The sequence below is a fragment of the Thiocystis minor genome, assembly GCF_016653465.1.
Lineage (GTDB): Bacteria > Pseudomonadota > Gammaproteobacteria > Chromatiales > Chromatiaceae > Chromatium > Chromatium minus.
Genome location: NZ_NHSQ01000107.1, coordinates 16,553 through 32,306, shown reverse-complemented (window position 1 = coordinate 32,306; position 15,754 = coordinate 16,553). Strand labels below are relative to the sequence as shown.

10 protein-coding genes and 2 pseudogenes are annotated in these 15,754 nt (G+C 60.5%); 7 read left to right on the top strand and 5 right to left on the bottom strand.

Features of this window, described 5'->3' with window-relative positions; translation table 11 throughout:
• Positions 1–5: 5 nt before the first annotated feature.
• The 4 genes and pseudogenes from CCR95_RS15205 to CCR95_RS26395 all read right to left on the bottom strand — a co-directional run.
• On the bottom strand, positions 6–428 hold the full coding sequence (locus CCR95_RS15205) for a type II toxin-antitoxin system VapC family toxin (protein WP_201095977.1): 423 nt from the start codon (positions 426–428) through the stop codon (positions 6–8).
• Entirely contained in the window at positions 425–661 is a 237-nt protein-coding gene (locus tag CCR95_RS15200; RefSeq protein WP_201095976.1) for a type II toxin-antitoxin system Phd/YefM family antitoxin, read from the bottom strand. The genes CCR95_RS15205 and CCR95_RS15200 overlap by 4 nt, the downstream gene beginning before the upstream one ends.
• A complete protein-coding gene (locus CCR95_RS15195) occupies positions 658–7,539 on the bottom strand; it encodes a hypothetical protein (protein WP_201095975.1) in 6,882 nt (2,293 codons plus the stop codon). The genes CCR95_RS15200 and CCR95_RS15195 overlap by 4 nt, the downstream gene beginning before the upstream one ends.
• 381 nt (positions 7,540–7,920) lie before the next feature.
• A pseudogene (locus CCR95_RS26395) lies at positions 7,921–8,205 on the bottom strand (hypothetical protein); the annotation flags it as partial.
• Between the two features lie 83 nt (positions 8,206–8,288).
• Between CCR95_RS26395 and radA the strand changes: the two are divergent.
• From radA to CCR95_RS15175, 3 genes and pseudogenes are all read left to right on the top strand, one after another.
• Positions 8,289–9,107 (top strand): annotated as a pseudogene (gene radA / locus CCR95_RS15185) (DNA repair protein RadA); the annotation flags it as partial.
• 347 nt (positions 9,108–9,454) lie between these two features.
• Complete coding sequence (locus tag CCR95_RS15180) at positions 9,455–11,140, top strand: SulP family inorganic anion transporter (protein WP_201095973.1); 1,686 nt, start codon at positions 9,455–9,457, stop codon at positions 11,138–11,140.
• A 220-nt stretch (positions 11,141–11,360) separates the two neighbouring features.
• Complete coding sequence (locus CCR95_RS15175; protein WP_201095972.1) at positions 11,361–11,678, top strand: RuBisCO small subunit-like domain-containing protein; 318 nt, start codon at positions 11,361–11,363, stop codon at positions 11,676–11,678.
• A 229-nt stretch (positions 11,679–11,907) separates the two neighbouring features.
• Here CCR95_RS15175 and CCR95_RS15170 read toward each other — a convergent pair whose 3' ends face one another.
• Positions 11,908–12,114 (bottom strand): hypothetical protein, encoded by a 207-nt coding sequence (locus CCR95_RS15170; RefSeq protein ID WP_201095971.1) that lies wholly within the window; start codon positions 12,112–12,114, stop codon positions 11,908–11,910.
• A gap of 51 nt (positions 12,115–12,165) precedes the next feature.
• Between CCR95_RS15170 and CCR95_RS15165 the strand changes: the two genes are divergently transcribed.
• The 4 genes from CCR95_RS15165 (at position 12,166) to CCR95_RS15150 (ending at position 15,754) form a co-directional block, all read left to right on the top strand.
• Positions 12,166–12,780, top strand: coding sequence for a BMC domain-containing protein (locus CCR95_RS15165; protein WP_201095970.1), 615 nt, complete (start codon positions 12,166–12,168; stop codon positions 12,778–12,780).
• 249 nt (positions 12,781–13,029) lie between these two features.
• Positions 13,030–13,596, top strand: coding sequence for an NUDIX hydrolase (locus CCR95_RS15160; protein WP_201095969.1), 567 nt, complete (start codon positions 13,030–13,032; stop codon positions 13,594–13,596).
• A 342-nt stretch (positions 13,597–13,938) separates the two neighbouring features.
• Positions 13,939–15,354, top strand: coding sequence for a form I ribulose bisphosphate carboxylase large subunit (locus CCR95_RS15155; protein ID WP_201095968.1), 1,416 nt, complete (start codon positions 13,939–13,941; stop codon positions 15,352–15,354).
• Between the two features lie 58 nt (positions 15,355–15,412).
• Entirely contained in the window at positions 15,413–15,754 is a 342-nt protein-coding gene (locus CCR95_RS15150) for a ribulose bisphosphate carboxylase small subunit (protein WP_201095967.1), read from the top strand.

The window sequence follows — 15,754 nt, the reverse complement described above, 5'->3', positions numbered from 1 at the left end:
CACGCTCAATCGAAGGGCATCAGGTCGATACCGTACAGCGGGGCGGCCTTGGCCAAGCGTCGATCCAGCGTCGCCAGATCGGTGTCAAGACGGCGCGCGACCGCGAGATGCAGGGCATCGCCGGCCCGCAAGGCTCCCGGTCCCGCGATCATCGTGGCCGCGACGCGAAAATCAGTCGGTTCGATTTCCGTCACGAGCAAACTCGATGACACGAAGCGACCGAATTTGGCCAGCGCCTGCCGCCGGGTCGGGTGGTCGATGGCGCCCGTGCGTTCCTTGATCGCCCCGACGCTGGCCATCTCGGTGAGCGTCCAGGCCGAGATGGCGAGCCCGGAGGCACTCGCCGTCTTGACATGGTCAAGCACCGTGGCGGCGTTTGGCTCGCGAAAGAAGATTGCGCCCAGAATCGAGGTGTCGAGATAGATCAAAGCAAATCCTGTTCGCGCAGTTCGGCGACGGTCGGGCCGGATAAGGGCGGGCCGGATGTTACCCAGCGATGCAGGTCGGACCAAACAGAGGGGCTGCCGGCGCGTTCGACTTCCGGCACGATGCGTGCGATAGGACGCCCCTGACGGGTAATGAGGATCTCTTCGCCCGACTCGACGGCACTGACAAGCGACGCCAGATGAGATTCAGCATAGGCAAGCGTGGTGGTTTTCATGTGACTTGACCCTGGAATAATTGCCATTGCAACCCCTCATCTGCCGCTACGATCCGCAACGGGATGTCGTAGTCGCCGTTGAAGGTTTCCTGACCCTCGTCGAGATTTTTTATCAGACAGTCGTGGATGTCTTTTGAGGTGTCGATCTGAACACCGTCGAACTGACCGAGAAAGCGTTGTATCCGTTCAATCGGCGCGTAGGCGTGAGGAATTGCCATCGGATTTTTGATGATGCCGTAGTGGAGCAGTTCGCGGATGACCAGTGGACCGCCAACCCGCAGGGTTCGGTTTAGTGCCGATGGTTCGATACCGCCGCCTCCAAAATGCGAATTCGCTTTTGGAGTCAGCAGACTATCAAGGGCAAAGGGTTCCTTGAAACGTTCGATGGACAGGAAGAGTTCCACGTAATCGTCCATCCAGCGCCGGAATTTGTAGAGCTTGGGGAATTGTGCAATCCACTGGGTCCATTTCTCATCCTGGATCTGATTTTCTGCATAGCTCTCGATCACATCCATCCAGCGTTCTGGATGTTGCTTTGGATCCAAATCAGAGAAGATTTCCCACCAACTTTTCCCATCTGAAGTCGAATTCTGGCACAGTCGGATAAATTCTCGATGATGCTCCTCGCGGGTCTTCCCCATGCTTTGGAAGGATCCAAGCGCGAATAGGATCAGCCAGGATGAGCGGTCATAACGTCCTGTTTCGGGATCTTTGGCAAGATTCAATGCGCCGTCAGGATACAAGCGTTTGCGATAATCGGGAGCAAGGTGAGTCCTTTCTTCCTGCCACCACCGATGAATCGCCTTGAGAGCATCGCCCAGATCAATGTGCGGGGTGCTCTCGATTTCATCATCGGTACTGCCATACCAAACTGATGCAATCTGGGTTTGTGAGATCAGGCGGCGCTGAAGTCTGTCCCGCTGCTCCGAGGTCAGTTGTGCCATCAGCGCCGGATTCATGTTCTGAAGCCAATCCTTTCCTCGTACCCGTTCGGCAACCTTTTCGCCAAGTTCTCCATTCGCCAGATAAACTAGCGCAGCCAACCGTTCAGCGTCATCTTTGGCGGCGAGTATCCACTTCTCCAGCGTCTCCGCCTGAGCCTTCATGTGTTCGCGGCAATACCTGAAGAAATCGAGCGCGGGCGTCTGGTCGTCCGTTGACGCGCTGTAATCGGCGTGTAAACGATGATTGAGCGGGGCGATGCGATGACGTAGCGATTCCTCGGGGTGATCGGCTGTCTTGCCGTGATCGACGAGTAAGATTTCCGCTTTTGTCCAGCGATCCGCTTGGGTGAGGAATTGCAATTCCTTGATGCGTTCCTTGACATCGTCCTGTTTCCAGGCTGCATTCTCTTTGCTCAAACGCAGGATCTGTCCCAAGACCCGTGCGTCCTCCGGCTGAACCTGTTGCTGATCGAGCAAGCCAATTAGTCCGGAAAGCGATAGCGGGCTCAGTCTCGGGACTTTGATTTCATTGAGGATCGCGCCGATGTCCGGTGCGACCAGCGCGGTTGCGGGGTATTTCGCCGTGAAGCGGCCCCAACCGGCTAAAACATCGATCACCTTGGATGGGCTGAGGATGTCCGCCAATTCATAACGAGCATCCTGAACCGAAATCAGCGACTGAAAGGGATCAGTCAGACCATTGGGAACCGCCTGCGGGCAATCGCAAAGGCGCTTCAACAGCGCAAATGCCACCTCCCGTCCGATCGTTACCGCATCCGCTTCCGTTTCCGCTGGGGATCGCCTGCCGCAGCCCTTGGTCAGACCAACCCAGATGCCATGCCAGAAATCGTGAAGGCTCACGTCCGCCGTCACTCCTAATGATTGGCGCACTTCGCTCCAGTCGTCCCGGCTGCGCTGGAACAATTCGCCCAGGGCCTCGCCCGCCTCGCTGCCGATCTGTCGTGCAAGAGTCAGATTTTCGTCCTTGCTGGTGAGTTGAACGCGACCGACATTCAAATCGAACCGCCCGTTGACGGCAAAGCCGAGCGCGCCTTTCTCCCGCGTTGGCGCCGTCACCCAGATCGACGGAACCTCGCTTGGTAGTCGACGAAAGCCGTTTGGTTCTAAGGCGATGAGGAGAGCGCCGCTGTCGGTGCGCACACACAATGCCCGTGTCTCTGCTCCCCGCTCGACCTTGAGGTCGAGCCTGCCGCATTCCACCTTTGAGCAAATCGTCTTCGGCTCCCAGCAAAAACGTTGCGGATCGACAGCCGTTTGAAGCGCCTTGGTCGATTGTCCCGTCGCCGTGACCGGCGCCTGATGGATGGCAATCGTCCGAATCGCCCGGCCAAAGACGCAGAGCAATCCGGCGAGCGGAGTGAATCGCTCCAGCAGAATCCGCGGATCCGGCGAAACGCTGGGTAATTCGATCAGGGTGGTGCCCCGTTGCGACGCGCCTTCTGCATAGCGTGACAGGCAGTCGCGGGCCGCTTCCGTCTCTGTCCAGGGTTCGGGCAACAGCCCCGCCACCACTTCGACCGCCAAACCGCCACTGAGGATTCGAGGTCGGTTGCAGGCAAGCAGGACGCTCTTGAAGCCCAGACCATGTTCGCCGGTGACCGCCTGGTTCGCTTGCTTATCGGAGACGGACAGGATGAGCATCTTTTCGAGGTCACGCCCATAGCCGCGCTCCTCGCCGTCAAACCCCACCGGCCCGCGTGCATTGATGAGGCGTCCCCAATGGAGAAAGCGGATGCTGTGCGGATCGGCCTCCACGACCATCCGTCGTGACCCGGCGGGAATGTCGCAACCCTTCAGGGTATGCGCTTCCATCTGTCCCAGTTCCACGGCGGCATCGTCGGCGTTCTGGAAGATCTCGAAGGGGATGCTGCTTGTGTCGTATGCAAGCCGATTGAGTTTATCCTTGACGCCGGCAAGGACGGACTGCTGGATGCCCGCATTCTGCACCAGACAGTCTGCCAACTCTGCGAGTGATTGCTCCAGTAGTGCCTTTTGTTTGGCGACATCAAGACCGCTGTCTTTGGCTTCCTCAACCCGGCTTCTTTGTGTATCCCACTGATTTAGCTTTTTCTTTAATGAGGAATCATCAAGAGACAGTTGCCGCAGATAAAAAGGCAAAGACTCCCGAATCAGATTCTTGGCGGCGCCGATCTCAAGCTGATCGCTGCGGTCGAGTTCTTTCCATAGGCCACTAAAATCAATATTGGGCTGATTGCAGAAGCGGGAGTAAAGCTCTTCGGCAGTCGCTTGTAGGAGCCTGCTGAGGCGGTCTTGCGGATACTTGTTCGGTTCGATTTGCCGCAATGTCAAGAATGCGCCGTTGGCACCTTCCCAACGCAACCCGGCCAGTAATGTTTGAAAATCCTGCTCCAGCGGTACCGAAATGGGGCGACCGAGGAGATTGGGTGCGTCGATCCGATCACCCTGTGTCATCCCGATGGCCGGTTCGATCCGATCAATCAGCCCTTTGACGTATTTCTTCGTCTCTGTAGACCCGCGCATCGCCTCGCCCCTTGGGTCAGGCAGTTGCGCCAGCAGCCAGGGATCGAAGCTACGCCGATCGAGATAGTTTTCCGCCAACGCTCTGACATTCGGGCCAAGTAGAGCGAGGATGACGCCAATCATAGATGTTGGCACCAAACCGCCTTCCCAGCGCTGAAAATAGTTGCGTAGATTTTCTAAAGCAGCCTGTCTAGCCTGAACAAAGCCTGCGCTTGCGACTGGAATTGAGGCATCGTTGGCTGTTTTTGCTGGGCGGCGATCCGCCCGATGAATCACACCATCCAGGATCTGCGACTGACGATCATCCAGCAGCCAATTCGCATCAATTCCCGGCGCACCCGCGCACAATTCAGCCGGTGATCGCCATTCCCGAGCGCGGGAGGCGAAACGCAGATCGGCGAGGTGGGCGCCGAAGCCGTCGGGAGTTTGCGTCAACTGGCGCAAATAGGCATCGCAAACCGTCTTGCGCGCCTCCCAATCGGTCGTTTCGGCAGTGATCCATTTCAGCACCTTCAAGAGGCATTCTGGCGCGAGCGGCTGAGCAAGTCCGTCGTGGAGGTGTCGCCAGGCCGTTGCCAGATCGAACGGATCGCGTGCCGCCTGTTGCAGCAGCCGCCAACCGGGGAGCAGATCGCAGCGGGCGAGTAGCGTCAGCGCGTCAGGCTTCGGTTGCGCTGACCAGTTGCCAATGCGGTAGTCCGGCACGTCTTTGAGCAGCCGAGCCAGTCGATCAAGCCCCGCTTCTCCGGTAGAAAAGGTGTTCTCGCGCAACCAATCCCACGCGGGATGATCGGCCAAGCTCCTATCCAGGTCGGCTGACGTCGCAAAGCAGCTTTCCTTGGTCGCTTGCCGATGTTCAGTCACCAGCCGCCGAACCTCATCGTCTAAACCGCCCGCCAGTTCGATGACATCCTGCGGCTTCACCGGCCAGCCGTGACGAGTCGGCAACCAGGGGCGCTCGCGCAAGCGATCCAAGAGATCGGGATCGGAATTCGTGCCCGATTGCAGGTTGGCCAGCGCATCCATGATCGTCCGCCAGTGCCGTGACGGTTCTGTCGTGCCGAGTGCAAGGTCGAGGCGGGCGCGGTCATCGAGCGGCCTGAGCCATTTCCGCTGCTTGTCGGCGACCGACGGATGGTCGCTGCGGCGGATCAGCGTTGCCTCGCGGATGAGCGGATCGCTTGGGTCGAAATCCTTTGGTGCGAGATAGACGCGCTTGCTACAGACCGAAACAGGCTTGCTGTTGTCTCCGACCGTGGTATGCAGCGGCAGACGTTGCCAGAGATCTTGATCGTGAATTTTGGAGAGAATTTCCTCGCAATCCTCGGGATCGAAGGCAGCGATATTGCGAATGCCTTGATTGGATGGCTGTAACTTCCGAATCAGGTTATCGGCTTCGATTTCCTCGATACCAAGATGGGGCCAGCGACTACTTGGAAGACAGCCCACGAGATCCCTGTCGAGGACGTTCCATTGATCTTCTCCATGGAGGTCTCGCCATAGCTTCGGCCATGCAGGGTGCTGCTTTTGTCCGGGAATCCAGAGCGTCGCCTGATCATCGTGGCGATGACTGGCGTTACCGTGTAGCAAATAGCGCAATCCGCGCCGGGCACTGGTATCCGTTCCGGGATCGCTCGCCTTCTCCAGCAGGGCGCGGCGTTCCGGGATGCCGCCCAGGCGCCCGGTTTGATCCCGTGCGATGGCCATCAGGCAAGCCTGGGCATCATTCGCCTTGGCGGGCACTGGCTTCCCTGGGAAAAGCTCCTTATAGGTCTCGGCGTCCACCAACCCAATCGAATGTTCCGGTAGGACAGCGGCCAGCAAGGGCGTGAGTCCCAGTTGTGCGGTTGCGGAATCCATCAACAAGCCAAAAAGACATCCCGCATCGTGAATCTTGAAGATCTCGACGGGTGACGCCGGACGAGTGCGCTTGGTGCGAGCATCCCGCATGGCGATGACCCGAAGTGTCAGATTCTTCTGAAAGAATTGTCCGCGACGTGAAGGATCTAGCGTTTTCAATAAGATTTTTGATGCGCCGAGCAACTTATCCTGGGTCTGATCAGGAAAGTCCGATAAATGCTGATCGATGACGCTCAACCATTCCCGAAGGGTGTCATCCGTGGGGACAGCAACCCCAGAGTCGAGTGATCGTGCCGATCCTTTCTTGGAGACGAGCTTCGGTACCAAGAGAATGGGCGCGCCGATGAACCAAAGGGCGTGCCAAGTGGTTTCTGGCAATTCCGTCGTGAGATCGAGGCGGTGCCGAGGCTCAAGGAGAGCGATTAGCCGACGCACTTTATCGGCCAATTCTGGCGTCGTTCTGACTGATGCATCAGCGGCTATGAAACCAGCGCGTAACAGTTCGACCAGACGCCGTTGCAACGACTCCATGTTCAGAAACGGCCGTGCGCTGGACTCCAGAAACTCGGCCAGATACTCCATCCGGGGGCCATCGGAAAAAATCCCGGGGACCTCGGCGAGCAGTTGTTCCAGTTCAGGTGCCAGCCATTGCCGGGTCTGGTCGAGCAAAGCGGGAGCGGCTTGATCGAACAGCAGCCAGCGGTGACCCGACAACCGGGGAAAGACCTGCCAGGGCCATTGAGGATCGGCTTTTGACGGCGCAGGAAATGGCCGCAGATGCGCTCGATCCGCTCCACTGACCAACTCCCATGCCGGACCATCCGGCCTCAGAATCCGGCACCAGGCTTCGTTTTTACAAAGGAATTTCTGGAAACGCTGAAAAAACTGCGTGGCTTGCAGCGCGGCGGTCAGGTGTCGGCAAGCGGCATCGTCGAGTGGTTCGGCTTGGACAAACCGCGCCAGCGCGGGCAATACCAGCGGCGCCAGCACCTGTTGCGCCAGATGCGCATTCCAGGCAAGGCGCAGGGTGGCGTCATCAAGCTCCGCGTCAATCGGGGGCGGAGTTTTGTGCAGCGAATCGAAGCCATGAACGCCGCGTCGGCCTGAATCCACGAAGAATTGACCATGCAACGTGATGCGGTAATGCCAACCGCCATCGATGCGACTCTGTTCCTCGCCCTTGTAGAGCGGCAGAAAGACCGCCCAGCGCAGACTGAACCGGCTGTCGTCCGTTGCTCGGGCGAATAACACGGCGGCTTCGGGGCGAGCTTTATCCTCGGTGGGTCGTTCGTGGCATGATTCATCCCGATAAAAGCTGCGCGGCCAGATTCTATGCTCCTTGAGTTGACCGAATTCAGAATCTGTCCGCTGCTGCTGGAAACCCGTAAAGGTCAAGGCACGGTCAGGCGACACAGTGACGCGGCCCTGTGTCTCGCCGGTCTTGCCGGCTGGCTGGTCATGCGCCAGACGGTCACCCGCGTCGAGCACGACCGTAAACGTCGGTTGCGTCGGTGTCTGCTGGCAGTATTCGATCCGTTCCAGATGCCGCAACAGGGGCAGGATGTCGGCGCACTGTAACGGCAGATCGCCCTGTTCCAGAAAGTCCAGATCGGGATGTGGCGGATCGCCCGGAAAGCGTTGCATGATGGCGCCCGTGGCGCCTCGCTCGTTTTGCAGATGGGCTTGACGGCGCAGCGGCAGCCAGAGCAGAAACCAGTGGCGCTCGCCGCTCGCGCGACCGGTGGCAATCTGCTGCGCCAGATCTTGCAGTCGTTGCCAGTCGGCGGCATCGACGACATCCCAATCCGGGTGAAACTCCAGCGTCCAGGGCGACAGACTGTCGCGATTCAGGATTTCGCCGTCCCAGGCCAGATAGAAAAACGCCTCGCACAGATGGAAGACGCTCTTCATGCCGAGGCCGAACTTGCCGATGGTCGTGGCGTCACCGGCTTTGCTGTTGATGCCGAACGAGGCCAGATTATCCAGGTCGCCCGGTTTGAGCGGGCCATCGTTCCACACCCACAGCCCCGCCCCGATCAGCAGGGGATGACCGGCGTCCGCAAAACCCGCGTGCCGACCGAAGACCAGGGCGCTGGCGACTGCGTCATCCGCGTTCTGAATCAATTCCTTGAGAATGGGAAAGCCGTTGTCGTACTCGTACCGCTCCCGCAGGTTGTTGGCGATCTCGTTCAGGATGGAGACATTGAAGCCTTTCATGGCACGTTCCTTTTGGATGCACTGATTGATCCGTACAAGCGACGCGGAAAGGTACCTTCTTGATCAGGAACAATCCATCACCCCTGCAATCGGCGACGGGCTCGGTCTCACAGGTGCGCGACGCGGCGGCGCAACTGGTGCGCTTCGCCAAGCAGCAGGACACGGTGGTGTTTCTGGTCGGGCATGTGACCAAAGACGGCTCGCTCGCCGGCCCGCGCGTGCTGGAGCACATGGTCGACACCGTGCTCTATTTTGAGGGCGAGCATGGCGGTCCCTTCCGGATCGTGCGCTCGATCAAGAACCGCTTCGGCGCGGTCAACGAACTGGGCGTCTTTGCGATGGGCGATCACGGTCTGCGCGAGGTCAAGAACCCCTCGGCGATTTTCCTCTCGCGCCACGATCAGCCCGTCTCCGGCAGTCTGGTGATGGTCACCCGCGAGGGCACCCGCCCGCTCTTAGTCGAGGTCCAGGCGCTGGTCGACGAAAGCCCGCTGGCCAATCCGCGCCGGGTCGCGCTGGGTCTGGATCAGAATCGCCTGTCGATGCTGCTGGCGGTGCTGCACCGTCACGGCGGGGTGGGGCTGTTCAATCAGGATGTCTACGTCAACGTGGTGGGCGGCGTGCGCATCGCCGAAACCGCCGCCGACCTGCCGGTGATCATGGCGGTGCTGTCGAGCTATCGCGACCGTCCGCTGCCGCTGGATCTGGCGGTATTCGGCGAGGTCGGTCTCTCGGGCGAGGTGCGGCCCGTGCCCAATGGTCCGGACCGGCTGCGCGAGGCGGTCAAGCACGGCATCCGCCGCGCCATCGTCCCCAAGGGCAATGCTCCGAAGGAAGGGGTGGAGGGGCTGGAGATCGTGGCGGCGCGGACGCTGGGTGAGGCGCTGGAAGCGGGTGGGTGAAGCGGGTGAAGTGAAGGATGGCGGGCGAAGGCTTGGTCAAGGTTTCCAGAATCCTGGTTTGAATCACCCCTTCATGGCGTGAAATGGATGGGGAATGTGATCCCATCCCAGGGCGTTGCCCTGGGCTGACGTAGGTCGCGACGAGGGTGCTGGATGTTTGAGCGGGCCATCGTTCCACACACCCTGCCATTGGCGCCGGGCTCGGGTCAATGCCGCTCGCAGCGCTGCCCGCTCGAAGTCCCATCCATCGACTCTGATCGATTGAATCGATCATAAATATCATTTTGTATCGATGGACTGGAGTCCCTTAAATAAGGCGTCGTCAATTCGCCAAAAGGGCCATGGCCATGCGCATACTCAACGAAATCCGCTTCGACAATCTGCGAGGCGACGTCTTCGGCGGCGTGACCGCCGCCGTCGTCGCCCTGCCGATGGCCCTGGCCTTCGGTGTCGCCTCCGGCGCGGGGCCCGCGGCCGGTCTCTACGGGGCCGTGCTGGTCGGTCTGTTCGCCGCCCTGTTCGGCGGAACGCCAACCCTGATCTCCGAGCCCACCGGTCCCATGACGGTGGTGATGACGGCCATCATCGCACACCTGATCGCGGCGAACCCTGAGAATGGCATGGCGATGGCCTTCACCGTCGTCATGCTGGCGGGCGTCTTCCAGATTCTGCTCGGCGCGCTGAAACTGGGAAAATACGTGACGCTCATGCCCTATACGGTCATCTCGGGCTTCATGACCGGTATCGGTCTCATCCTCGTGATCCTCCAGATCGGCCCCTTCCTCGGGCATGCCACCCCGCCCGGTGGGGTCTTGGGCACGCTCCAATCCCTGCCCGAGTTGCTCGCCGCGATCGCCCCGGCCGAGGTGGGACTCGCGGTCATGACCATGGCGCTGATCCTGTTTTTTCCGAGCCGTCTCAAACACTATTTTCCGCCTCAGTTGCTCGCCCTGATCCTGGGAACCCTGGTATCTATTTTCTTCTTCAGCCACCTGGAGATCCGGCGTATCGGAGAGATTGCCGCCGGCCTGCCTTCGCTGCAGATTCCGGTTTTCAGCCTGGATCAGTGGCGTCTCATGGTGACCGAGGCTCTGGTCCTTGCGGTGGTGGGCAGCATCGACGCCCTGCTCACCGCGGTGATCGCGGAGAGCCTCACGCGCAAGGAGATCGACTCCAACAAGGAGCTGGTCGGGCAAGGTATCGGCAACATCGCCTCGGGACTCTTCGGCGGGATTCCGGGCGCTGGCGCCACCATGGGGACCGTGGTCAATATTCAATCGGGCGCGCGCAGCGCGCTGTCGGGGCTGGTGCGTGCATCGATCCTGCTGGTCGTGGTGCTCTGGGCGGCCGGTCTCACGGCCCAGATCCCGCTCGCGGTCCTGGCGGGCATCGCGCTCAAGGTCGGTCTGGATATCGTCGACTGGTCGTTCCTCAAGCGGGCGCATCGGGTCTCGCTGCGTGCCGCCATGATCATGTACGGGGTGATCGGACTCACGGTCTTCGTGGATCTCATCTGGGCCGTGGCACTCGGGGTCTTCGTGGCCAACGTCCTCACCATCGATCGTCTCTGCAAGCTCCAGAGTCAAGCGGTGCGGGCGATTCGGGAACCTGGTACGGCGGATGGCCTGACGCTCGACGAGCAGTCGGTATTGGAGCGTTCCAACGGACGGATTCTGCTGTTTTCGCTGGGCGGGCCGCTCATCTTCGGGCTCGCCAAGGCGATCTCGCGCCAGCATGCGGTCCTGGCAGACCACGCGGTGCTGATCATGGACTTTACGGATGTGCCGGTTTTGGGCGTCTCGTCCTCGCTGGCGCTGGAAAAGATCATCCTGGAAGACCTCGCCGCCGGCCGGGAGGTGTGGATCGCGGGCGCGGAGGGGGATGTTCTCAAGCGGCTGGAGCGGCTCGGGATCACGGCCGCGCTCCCCGCCGGGCGGTTGGTCGCGACCAAGCAGGAGGCGCTCGATCAGGCGGAAGCCCTGTTGAGAGACGACGGGCGTGATTCTCTCGTGGCGCACGTTGCGGAGGCCTGATTGGCCTCGCCATCGTCCCGTGATTCGGCGGGGAACTCCGCGAGCGTCATGCCGCCGATCTCCCCCTATCGACCCTGATCGATGCCGCCTGCGGTCAATCCCAATTTCCCAGTTAAAGGCTCAAGAACTATTCTGGCCTCGACGACGGGAGCCCACGAGCAGTTGCGCTCGATTCGATCTGGCTTCCTGGCCCTAATCACCAAACCCGTGAGGCAACCAAATGCAGGCTTTAGCTCAGACCACGAAACGGACGCTCGCCAACCGCCCCTTTCCGGCGGAAGAGCGGATCCTCATGCAACTCGGCCAGTGTCTCCATCAGGGATGTTTCATCTGTATCGAGCACGCCGCCGCGATCGCGCCCAGATTTAGTGCCTGGAGGCTCTGGGAACAACCCAGTTGCTACAACGGTAACCTGGACGCGGTCTACGACTCGATCGAAAGCTGCCGACGCGCGCATGCCGATCATCACATCCGTCTCAATGTCGAGAATGTCGGTTGGCACAGTAAGCTCTCCGTGACCGTGCACCGCCCGCATTAATGAAAGAGCTGTCAGCTTCCAGCCTTCAGCGGCCAGCTTTTTGAATCAAACACTTGGCCATCGTGCCTCGCTTGCTGGGATCCGCACAGCGGGGGAAGGCTTCGATCAGCGAAAACCTTTGCAAAACAACGGCTGGAGGCTGGAGGCTGGTCGCTGACGGCTGACTGTGCTCTTTGGGATCAACGAAGTCACGCTGCCGAGGCGGTTGAAATATGCACAATTTCTGTGATCAGATCTGTGGATAACCTCTGTAGAGTAGCCTGCTCGCCCCGCCATCGCTGACATCCGCGCATGCCGGTCGAATCTTGACCAGTTGATGACAGGCACAGCGCCGCCAGGCCGTGTCCGTCCGGGAGGGATCCTGGACGGTGGTCTCGGAATCGGGAAGCCAGCTTGCGACAACCGCGATTTCCTCCCTGTACAATCGCTTGGTCATCCCCGTCCTCCGCCCGCACCGCGGAGCCACCCGTCTCGGCGCTGTCACTTTATGATCAAACTCAGGACTTACGTCTTCATTGACTCGCTTCAGCCGCAACTGGCCGAGTACATGGCCACGGTCTCCCAGGGCTTCCTGCCGATTCCGGGCGATGCCTGCCTCTGGGTGGAAGTCGCCCCCGGCATGGCGGTGCACCGCCTCACGGACACGGCGCTGAAAGCGGCGCGCGTGCATCTGGCGCAGCAGGTGGTCGAGCGCAATTTCGGGTCGATGGTGATCCATCAGCGCGACCAGAGCAATGTGCTGGAAGCGGGCCGCATCCTGCTGTCGCACATGAACGCCCGCGTGGAGGACCGCCAGAAGTGCCAGGTCGCCTGGAAGGAGATCATTCGCGCCATCACGCCGGACCACACGGTCCTGATCAATCGCCAGAGCCGCCGCGGCTCCATGATCCTGCCCGGTCAGAGCATGTTCATCCTGGAAACCGAGCCGGCGGGCTATGTCATCTATGCCGCCAATCAGGCCGAGAAGGCCGCGAATATCACCATCATCGACGTGCGCGCCGTCGGCGCCTTCGGGCGGCTCACGCTCTCGGGCACCGAGGGCGATGTGAACGAGGCCGCAGCGGCCGCCGTTGCCGCCGTCGAGAGCCTGTCCGGCGTCTGATGCCTGGCGGCCTGAGTGCATCGGCTTTGATTTGCCTGCGTCCGGCGCCATCTTCAGTTAAGACATTCATCGTAACCGTCTCAGGTCGTTGTCGTTGTCGTGATCGCGGTCTCGATATGGCGAATATTCGATTACGACAACGACAACGAGGAGGCTTCGGTCTCGGAACTTGAGCAGCGAAGCACGAGGTTGCCAAAACTGAAGCGCCGCTGTACTACCCTCATCCCAATCATCACCGACCAACAGCCCATGCATCGCCGCGATTTGTTGAGCCTGCTGCACCGCCACCGAACTCCGTTCATGGAGGAGGCGGCCCATGTGAACCGTGCGCTGGACTTCATCGAGCGCCACGAGAACTGCTTCGATTGTGACCTCTGGCCCGGTCATGTCACCGGCTCGGCCTGGGTCGTCAGCCCGGATCGGGAGCGGATCCTGCTGCTGCACCACCGCAAACACGACCAGTGGTTTCAGCCTGGCGGCCATGCCGACGGCGACGCGGACATCCTGCGGGTGGCACTGCGCGAGACGTCGGAGGAGACCGGCCTGGATCCCTCGCATGTGCGACTCGTGAACAGCGCGGTGTTTGATGTGGATATCCACGTCATTCCAGTCAGCGAACGCGGCCCGCGGCACGAACACGTCGATATCCGCTTCCTGGTGGAGATGGACGACGACCTGGAGATTCCCGGCAACGACGAATCCCATGAGATCCTCTGGGTGCCGCTGACCCAGGTCTCGCGCTTCAACAACAATCTGTCTACCCATCGGATGGTCGAGAAGACCCGCCGGCTGCGCAATCCCGCCAACGTCGCCTGACCCTCGTCGCTTTCATCAAAAAGAGCGGTCAGCCTCCAGCCTCCAGCCTCCAGCCTCCAGTCGCCAGCTTTTGGGAATCAGCGACTTGGCGACTGAGCGAGGTCTGCCGAGGCTCACCCGCCGGGTGACGCAAGAAGCGCAAACCTCCGCAACACAATGGCTGGAAGCTGATCGCTGGCGGCTGACTGCTCTGATCGCCATGCCTCGCCCGCTCGTCACCTCCCACGCATCAATCATCGACAATCGTCGATGAAACATATTCCTTATATTGATTGGATCTCGCTGCTCGACATATTTATCTTTCGCTTCAATTCAGGCCGCACCCATTGAACGGAGTAAATCATGAGCATCAAAACGTACGACGCGGGCGTGAAAGACTATGCCCTGACCTATTGGACCCCGGACTATGTGCCATTGGATTCCGATCTGCTGGCCTGTTTCAAGATCACGGCGCAAGCCAATGTTCCGCGTGAGGAGGCCGCGGCCGCCGTGGCGGCGGAGTCCTCGACCGGAACCTGGACCAATGTCTGGTCCGACCTGCTCACCGACCTGGATTATTACAAGGGTCGCGCCTATCGCATCGAGGATGTGCCCGGCGACAAGGAGAGTTTCTACGCCTTCATCGCCTATCCCATCGATCTGTTCGAGGAAGGCTCGATCGTGAACGTGCTGACCTCGCTGGTCGGGAACGTCTTCGGCTTCAAGGCGGTGCGCCATCTGCGCCTGGAAGACATCCGCTTCCCGCTGCACTACGTCAAGACCTGCGGCGGCCCGCCCAGCGGTATCCAGGTCGAACGCGACCGCATGGACAAATATGGCCGACCCTTCCTGGGCGCCACGGTCAAGCCCAAACTGGGTCTGTCCGCCAAGAATTATGGCCGTGCCGTCTACGAGATGCTGCGCGGCGGTCTGGATTTCACCAAGGACGACGAGAACGTCAACTCCCAGCCCTTCATGCGCTGGCAGAACCGCTTCGAGTTCGTGTCGGAGGCCGTCAGTAAGGCCCAGCGCGAGACCGGCGAGCGCAAGGGACACTATCTGAACGTGACCGCGCCGACCTGCGAGGAGATGTTCAAGCGGGCCGAGTTCGCCAAGGCGTGCGGCGCGCCCATCATCATGCACGACTTCCTGACCGGTGGCTTCACGGCCAATACCAGTCTGGCCAACTGGTGCCGCGACAACGGCATGCTGCTGCATATTCACCGCGCCATGCACGCGGTCATCGACCGGCATCCCAAGCACGGCATCCACTTCCGGGTGCTGGCCAAGTGTCTGCGTCTCTCGGGCGGCGACCATCTGCATACCGGGACCGTGGTGGGCAAGCTCGAAGGCGACCGTCAGTCGACCCTGGGCTTCGTGGACGCCATCCGTGAGTCCTTCATCCCGGAAGACCGCGCACGCGGACTCTTCTTCGATCAGGACTGGGGCGGCATGCCGGGCGTGATGGCGGTGGCCTCCGGCGGTATCCATGTGTGGCACATCCCGGCGCTGGTGACCATCTTCGGCGACGACTCGGTGCTCCAGTTCGGCGGCGGGACTCAAGGTCATCCCTGGGGCAACGCGGCGGGCGCGGCGGCCAACCGGGTCGCGACCGAGGCTTGCGTCAAGGCGCGCAACGAGGGTGTCGAGATCGAGAAGAATGCCCGCGAGATCCTCACCGAAGCCGCGCGCCACAGTCCGGAACTCGCCTCGGCGATGGAAACCTGGAAAGAAATCAAGTTCGAGTTCGATGTGGTGGACAAGCTGGACGTCGGCTGACACGAGACGCCTCGGGCATCCCCGGACTCCTTAACGAACGACTTGAGAGAGCACGCAAATGAGCATTGCAAGCAGCATTGGCGATCACGCCACCATCGGCCGCTACGAGACCTTTTCCTACCTGCCTCCGCTCAACCGGGAGGAGATCCTGGAGCAGATCCTCTACATCCTGGACAACGGCTGGAACGCCTCGCTTGAGCACGAACATCCGAGCACCGCGTTCGATTATTACTGGCCGATGTGGAAGCTGCCCTTCTTCGGCGAGCAGGATCCCAACGTCATCCTGGCCGAGATCGAGGCCTGCCGACGCGCCTACCCTGACCACCATGTCCGCCTGGTGGGCTATGACAACTACGCCCAGAGCAAGGGACATTCCTTCCTGGTGTACCGGGCGCTCTGA

Bases quoted from the DNA above. Each gene is read 5' to 3' on its own strand.
- CCR95_RS15200 (WP_201095976.1), bottom strand. From the start codon at position 661: ATGAAAACCACCACGCTTGCCTATGCTGAATCTCATCTGGCGTCGCTT.
- CCR95_RS15180 (WP_201095973.1), top strand. From the start codon at position 9,455: ATGCGCATACTCAACGAAATCCGCTTCGACAATCTGCGAGGCGACGTC.
- CCR95_RS15175 (WP_201095972.1), top strand. From the start codon at position 11,361: ATGCAGGCTTTAGCTCAGACCACGAAACGGACGCTCGCCAACCGCCCC.
- CCR95_RS15170 (WP_201095971.1), bottom strand. From the start codon at position 12,114: ATGACCAAGCGATTGTACAGGGAGGAAATCGCGGTTGTCGCAAGCTGG.
- CCR95_RS15165 (WP_201095970.1), top strand. From the start codon at position 12,166: ATGATCAAACTCAGGACTTACGTCTTCATTGACTCGCTTCAGCCGCAA.
- CCR95_RS15160 (WP_201095969.1), top strand. From the start codon at position 13,030: ATGCATCGCCGCGATTTGTTGAGCCTGCTGCACCGCCACCGAACTCCG.
- CCR95_RS15155 (WP_201095968.1), top strand. From the start codon at position 13,939: ATGAGCATCAAAACGTACGACGCGGGCGTGAAAGACTATGCCCTGACC.
- CCR95_RS15150 (WP_201095967.1), top strand. From the start codon at position 15,413: ATGAGCATTGCAAGCAGCATTGGCGATCACGCCACCATCGGCCGCTAC.